Origin of the sequence: Roseateles sp. (assembly GCF_036486225.1) — a bacterium.
Lineage (GTDB): Bacteria > Pseudomonadota > Gammaproteobacteria > Burkholderiales > Burkholderiaceae_C > Roseateles.
Window position 1 is genome coordinate 1 of the sequence record NZ_DASVNZ010000087.1, and the last position, 6,843, is coordinate 6,843.

Below are 6,843 nucleotides of genomic sequence, written 5' to 3' on the forward strand. Positions count from 1 at the left end.
ACGACGGCGGCGCCGCGGCGGATCGCCGGCCAGGCGTCGGTGTGCAGCGCCAGCGTCACGCCGCCGGCGCGGATGCGGCGCAACTGCTCCAGCGAGAGCTGGCCGGGAATGAGTTCGAGGGAAGTCGTCATGGGAACTCGGATCGAAGTCTGATTCGGGTGTCTGGGGAAGGGCGGGCGCGAGAACGCGCGTTCAGCGGCCGAGCATCGGCAGTTTCAGGCCGCGCTCCTGCGCGGTCTGCTGCGCCAGCTCGTAACCCGCGTCGGCATGGCGCATGACGCCGGTGCCGGGGTCGTTCCACAGCACGCGGGAAATGCGCTTGTCGGCCGCTTCGCTGCCGTCGCAGACGATGACCACGCCGCTGTGCTGCGAGTAGCCCATGCCCACGCCGCCGCCGTGGTGCAGCGAGACCCAGGTCGCGCCGCCGGCGGTGTTGAGCATCGCGTTGAGCAGCGGCCAGTCGGACACGGCGTCGGAGCCGTCCTTCATCGATTCGGTCTCGCGGTTCGGGCTCGCCACGGAGCCGGAATCCAGGTGGTCGCGACCGATCACGATCGGCGCCTTCAGCTCGCCGGTGCGGACCATCTCGTTGAAGGCGAGGCCCGCCTTGTGGCGCTCGCCCAGGCCCAGCCAGCAGATGCGGGCGGGCAGGCCCTGGAAGGCGATGCGCTCGCGCGCCATGTCCAGCCAGCGGTGCACGCCGGCGTGGTGCGGGAACAGTTCCTTGATCTTGGCGTCGGTCTTGTAGATGTCCTCCGGATCGCCGGAGAGCGCGACCCAGCGGAACGGACCGCGGCCTTCGCAGAACTGAGGACGCACGTAGGCGGGCACGAAGCCGGGGAAGTCGAAGGCGTTCTTCACGCCCTGGTCGAAGGCGACCTGGCGGATGTTGTTGCCGTAGTCGACGGTGGCGATGCCCATGGACTGGAAGTCCAGCATGGCCTGCACGTGGACCGCGCAGCCGCGCGCGGCGGCGGCCTTGAGGTCGGCGTGTTTCGCCGGATCGGCCGCGGCGGCCTTCCACTGCTCGACGTTCCAGCCCACCGGCAGGTAGCCGTTGATCAGGTCGTGCGCGGAGGTCTGATCGGTGACCAGGTCCGGCTTGATCGCGCTGCCGGCCTTCACGCGGGCGACCAGCGCGGGCAGGACCTCCGCCGCGTTGCCCAGCAGCGCGATGGAGACAGCCTTCTTCTCGGCCGTGTACTTCGCGATGCGCGCCAGCGCGTCGTCCAGGTCGGTCGCCTGCTCGTCGACGTAACGCGTCTTCAGGCGGAAATCGATGCGCGACTGCTGGCACTCGATGGTCAGCGAGCAGGCGCCGGCGAAGGTCGCCGCCAGCGGCTGCGCGCCGCCCATGCCGCCCAGGCCCGCGGTCAGCACCCAGCGGCCGACCATGTCGCCGCCAAAGTGCTGGCGGCCGGCTTCGGCGAAGGTCTCGTAGGTGCCCTGCACGATGCCCTGCGAGCCGATGTAGATCCACGAGCCGGCCGTCATCTGGCCGTACATCATCAGGCCCTTGCGGTCGAGTTCGTTGAAGTGCTCCCAGTTGGCCCAGGCCGGCACCAGGTTGGAGTTGGCCAGCAGCACGCGCGGCGCATCCACGTGCGAGGGGAAGACGCCGACCGGCTTGCCCGACTGGATCAGCAGCGTCTCATCCTCGTTGAGGTGCTTCAGCGACGTCAGGATCTGCTCGAAGCAGTCCCAGTTGCGCGCCGCCTTGCCGATGCCGCCGTAGACCACCAGCGCATCGGGGTTCTCGGCCACGGCCGGATCCAGGTTGTTCTGGATCATCCGGTAGGCGGCCTCGATCAGCCAGTTCTTGCAGCTCAGCGCGGTGCCGGTGGGCGCGCGCACCGGGCGCGGCTGGGCGGAGGGGGCGGTGGTCGTGGTCGTCGTCATCGATGTCTCCTGGTCTGCGAGGCAGGGCCCCCGGGGCTCGTCGGGGTCCGATGGGGCGCGATCATAGGAGCGGTTTTCCTGGTTGTCTATACAAGTATAGTCAAGTAGGATTCCGGGCCATGGCGACCCCCTCATCGAGCGCGGCCGGCGACGGTCCGTCGCCGCAATACCTGAAGGTCAAGACGCATCTGCGCGAAGGCATCGCCGGCGGCCGCTGGCGGCCGGGCGAGCGCCTGCCGTCCGAGGCGGAACTGACCGGGACCTTCGGCGTCAGCCGGATGACGGTGAACCGCGCGCTGCGCGAGCTGCATCAGGAAGGGATGATCGAGCGGGTGCAGGGCGTGGGCACTTTCGTCGCGCAGCTGCACCGGATCGCGTCGACGCTGACGGTGCGCGACGTCCACGAGGAGATCGCCGAGCGCGGCCACCGCCACGAGGCCAGGGTCCACGTGCTGGAGACGCTGAAGGCCAGCGCCGAGCAGGCCGCGATGCTGGGGCTGCGCGCCGGCACGACCTTGTTCCACAGCGTCATCGTGCACCGCGAGAACGGCATCGCGATCCAGTGCGAGGACCGCCTCGTCAATCCGGCCTGCGCACCGGCCTACATGGACCAGGATTTCGAGCGGGTGACGCCGACGCATTACCTCCTCGAAGTCGCCCCGCTGTCGGAGGCGCGCTATACGATCGAGGCGGCCATGCCCAATGCCCTCGAGGCGAAGTTGCTGGGCATGCCGCGCGGCGAACCCTGCCTCGTGGTGAAGCGCGCGACGTCGAGCCTGGGCCGCACGGTGACGGCGGTGCGGCTGGTACACCCGGCCAGCCGATATTTTCTTGAAGGCAGCTTCCAGGCGTGACGCTGTTCACGAGTTGGCGTGCCAGTTGTGGCAGGAGGGCGGATGTGACGTTTCGTGACGTGGCGAGATGGATGAGTCTTCGAAAATCCCGGGCTTCCACAAAAACCAACAAGCTGCCGGACATGAGCTGGATGAGGATCACCGCCGATGATGTCGCGCCCACCCCGTGGCGCAACGGGGGAGGGCGCACGCGCGAGCTGCTCGCCTGGCCGCACGTGGCGGACTGGAAGGTCCGCGTCAGCATCGCGGACATCGACCGCGACGGACCGTTCTCGGCCTTCCCGGGCGTGGACCGCTGGTTCGGCGTGCTGTCGGGCGGCGGCGTGATCCTGCGCGGCCGGGCGCTGAAGCCGAAGGAGGGCATCGTGCAGTTCCCCGGCGAGGACGCGCCGAACTGCGTGCTCATCGACGGCCCGACCCAGGACTTCAACGCGATGCACCGGCGCGACGCGGGCGTGTTCCGCGTCCAGCCCGCCGACCGGCCGGTGATCCCGCACGGGGCGCAGTGGCTGGGGCTGTTCACGCAGGAGGGCGGGATGATCATCCACGGCCATCGCTCGGTGCCGCTGGCGCCGCACACGCTCGCCTGGTGCGAGTCGCCGGCCTCGCAAAGCTGCGTGTTCGACGACGGCGATCAACACGGCCCCGCGTGGTGGCTGATCTGGAGCGAGTCATGACGGACAAGTCCTCGACGGCAGGCGCGGCGTCAGCAGCGGCAGTGGCATCGACGCCGCGGCGCGTGCTGTACGCCAATGCGACGCTGGCCACCCTGGCGGGCGACCGCGACTGGGGCCTGGTGAGCGACGGCGCCATGCTGGTCGAGGGCGAACAACTGCGGTGGGTCGGAACCATGGCCGACCTGCCGGCCGATCTGCGCGACAGCGCGGTCGAGCTGCGCGACCTCGGCGGCCTGCTGGTGACGCCGGGCTTCATCGACTGCCACACGCACCTGGTCTATGGCGGCGAGCGCTCGGCGGAATTCGAGCTGCGCCTGCAGGGCGCGACCTATGAAGAGATCGCGCGCGCCGGCGGCGGCATCCGCTCGACGGTCGCCGCGACGCGGGCGGCGAGCGAGTCCGAGCTCCACGCGCTCGCGGTGCCGCGCGCCCGTGCGCTGATGGCCGAAGGGCTGACGACGCTGGAAGTGAAGTCTGGCTACGGGCTGTCGCTGGCCGACGAAACCAAGTGCCTGCGCGTCGCCCGCCAACTGGCGGAACTCGGCCTGACGGTGAAGACGACCTACCTCGGCGCGCATGCGCTGCCGCCCGAATTCGACGGCCGCCAGGAGGCGTATGTCGACGCCGTCTGCGCGTGGTTGCCGGAACTGCATCAGCAGGGACTCGTCGACGCCGTGGACGCCTTCTGCGAGCGCATCGGCTTCACGCCCGACCAGACCCGTCGCGTGTTCGAGGCCGCCCGCGCGCTCGACCTCCCGGTCAAGCTCCATGCGGAGCAGCTCAGCGACCAGGGCGGTGCGGCGCTCGCGGCCGAATTCAACGCGTTGTCCTGCGACCACCTGGAATACCTGAGCGATGCGGGCATCGCCGCGATGGCCCGCGCCGGCACCGTGGCGGTGCTGCTGCCCGGCGCTTTCTATTTCCTGCGCGAGACGAAGTTGCCGCCGATCCAGGCGCTGCGCGATGCCGGCGTGCCGATCGCGCTGGCCACCGACCACAACCCGGGCAGTTCGCCGGGGCTGTCGCTGCTGCTGATGCTCAACATGGCCTGCACCTTCTTCCGCATGACGCCGGAGGAGGCGCTGCGCGGCCTGACGACGAACGCCGCGCGGGCGCTCGGTTTGCCCGACCGCGGGCGGCTGGCCGCCGGCCAGCGCGCCGACTTCTGCATCTGGGACGCCGCGCATCCGCGCGAGCTGGCCTACTGGTTCGGGCGCAATCCGCTGCGGCAGACGGTCGTCGGCGGGCGACCGCGCGGCTGACGCGTGATTGAAGCGCGATTGAAGCGCGATTGAAGCGCGGCTGAGACAAGAACGAGGAGTCACGATGCGCCGCAGAGGCGCGCCGAGACCTCCTGGAGACACGAGGAACGAGCGATGAAGCACGACGTCTTTGAACTGCGGCGCGGCCGCACTCCGCTGCTGATCAGCATGCCGCACGTGGGCCGCGAGATCCCGGCCGACCAGCACCACCGCTACGTCGAGCGCGCGCTCGGCAGCGAGGACACGGACTGGCACCTGGAGCCGCTCTACGCGCCGATCGCCGAGCAGCTCGGCGCCGGGTTGCTGGTGCCGCGTTTCTCACGCTACCTCATCGACCTGAACCGCCCGCCCGAGGACACGCCGATGTACCCGGGCGCATCCAACACCGAGCTGTGCCCGACGCGTTTCTTCACCGGCGAGCCGCTTTACAAGGACGGCCTCGCGCCGGATGCCGAGGAGAAGCAGCGCCGCATCGAGACCTACTGGGCGCCGTACCACCAGGCCCTGCAGGGCGAGTTGCAGCGCCTGCGCCAGGAACACGGCTTCGCGCTGCTGTTCGAGGCGCACAGCATCCGCTCGGAACTGCCGTGGCTCTTCGAGGGCCGGTTGCCCGACCTGAACATCGGCACCGTCGAGGGCAAAGCCTGCAAGCAGGTCACGCGCCAGGCGATGGAGATCGCGCTGCAGGCGCAGGACCGGTTCAGCTGGGTGGTCGACGGCCGTTTCAAGGGCGGCTACATCACGCGCCAGTACGGGCGCCCGGAGCTCGGCCAGCAGGCCGTGCAGCTGGAGATGTGCTACCGCTGCTACATGGTCGAGAACGACATGGGCTTCACCGGATACGAGCTGGATCCCGCCTGTGTGGAGGGCGTTCGGCCGGTGCTGACGACGTTGCTGCAGGCCTACCTGCTGGCCAATCCGGTCCGGAGCGCGGCATGAGCGCCGCCAGCTTCGGCGCCATCTTCACCGCCGCCAATGTGGCCATCCAGGCCGGCGCGAGGGCGTCCGGCACGGCCGGCTCTCCCCGGACCTTCCATGCGCCGCTGGCGTGGCTGGACGGGCGCTGGCAGCGCGACGTGCTCATGCGTGCGGGCGGCGACGGCCACTGGGTCGAACTCACCGCCGGACAGCCGGCGCCGTCCGACGCGATCCGGCTGGACGGTCCGGTGCTGCCGACGCTCGTCGACGCGCACAGCCACGCCTTCCAACGCGCGTTTGCCGGGCTGGCCGAGCAGCGCGACAGCGACAGTGACGACTTCTGGTCGTGGCGCGACCGCATGTACGGCGTCGCGCTGCGCGTGACGCCGGCGCAGCTGAAGACCATCGCCACCCAGCTCTACACGGAGCTGCTGGCCGGCGGCTACACGCAGGTCTGCGAGTTCCACTACCTGCATCACCGCGAGGACGGGACGCCGTACGAAGACGAGCTCGCCATGGCGATGGCGCTGGCCGAAGCCGCGCAGGAGACCGGCATCGGCCTGACGCTGCTGCCGGTGTTGTACGCGCATGCCGGCTTCACCCAAAAGGGCTTGCGGGACACGCAGCGGCGCTTCCGCACCGATGCCGACTGGGTCTGGCGCGCCTGCGAGCGCATCAATGCGGCGGGCCTGCCGCTGGTGCGCGCCGGCGTGGCGGTGCACTCGCTGCGTGCGGCGCACGCCGAGGACGTGCGCGCGCTGCAGGCGCTCGTCGGCGATGCGGACATCCCGATCCATGTGCACGTCGCGGAACAGCAGCAGGAAGTCGACGACTGTCTGGCGGCCACCGGCAAGCGGCCTATCGATCTGCTGGCCGACTACGGCCTGGACCCGCGCTGGCATCTGGTGCATGCCACGCACAGCACGCGCGACGAGATCGCGCGCATCGCCGCGAGCGGCGCGGGCGTGGTGATCTGCCCGGGGACCGAGGGCAACCTCGGCGACGGGCTGGCGGATCTGCCCGGCTGGCTGGCGGCGGACGTGCCGCTGACGGTGGGCTCGGACAGCCAGGTCACCCGTGGCTGGGTGGAGGAACTGCGCTGGCTGGAGTACGGCCAGCGCCTGGGCCTGCAACGTCGCAACGTGTCGGCGCGGCCGGGACGGCAGCCGTCGACGGCGGCGCGGCTGTTCGACGCCTGCGTCGCAGGCAGCGCGCGAGCGGCGGGGCTGGGCG

At 70.2% G+C, this 6,843-nt stretch carries 6 protein-coding genes; 5 read left to right on the forward strand and 1 reads right to left on the reverse strand.

Annotation, left to right across the window (positions count from 1 at the left end):
• Nucleotides 1-192 precede the first annotated feature (192 nt).
• Nucleotides 193-1,899 carry a urocanate hydratase gene (gene hutU / locus VF536_RS06550; protein ID WP_331614009.1) on the reverse strand — a complete coding sequence of 569 codons (1,707 nt, stop codon included), beginning with the start codon at nucleotides 1,897-1,899 and terminating at the stop codon, nucleotides 193-195.
• A gap of 119 nt (nucleotides 1,900-2,018) precedes the next feature.
• On the opposite strand from hutU, the gene hutC reads away from it, so the two are divergent.
• From hutC to hutF, 5 genes are all read left to right on the forward strand, one after another.
• Complete coding sequence (hutC, locus tag VF536_RS06555) at nucleotides 2,019-2,753, forward strand: histidine utilization repressor (RefSeq protein WP_331614010.1); 735 nt, start codon at nucleotides 2,019-2,021, stop codon at nucleotides 2,751-2,753.
• Nucleotides 2,754-2,875: 122 nt separating this feature from the next.
• On the forward strand, nucleotides 2,876-3,430 hold the full coding sequence (locus VF536_RS06560; protein WP_331614011.1) for a HutD family protein: 555 nt from the start codon (nucleotides 2,876-2,878) through the stop codon (nucleotides 3,428-3,430).
• On the forward strand, nucleotides 3,427-4,692 hold the full coding sequence (hutI, locus tag VF536_RS06565; protein WP_331614012.1) for an imidazolonepropionase: 1,266 nt from the start codon (nucleotides 3,427-3,429) through the stop codon (nucleotides 4,690-4,692). The genes VF536_RS06560 and hutI overlap by 4 nt, the downstream gene beginning before the upstream one ends.
• A gap of 114 nt (nucleotides 4,693-4,806) precedes the next feature.
• Entirely contained in the window at nucleotides 4,807-5,631 is an 825-nt protein-coding gene (gene hutG / locus VF536_RS06570; protein WP_331614013.1) for an N-formylglutamate deformylase, read from the forward strand.
• A partial coding sequence (gene hutF, locus VF536_RS06575; RefSeq protein WP_331614014.1) for a formimidoylglutamate deiminase occupies nucleotides 5,628-6,843 on the forward strand: 1,216 nt, incomplete at its 3' end. The genes hutG and hutF, both read left to right, overlap by 4 nt.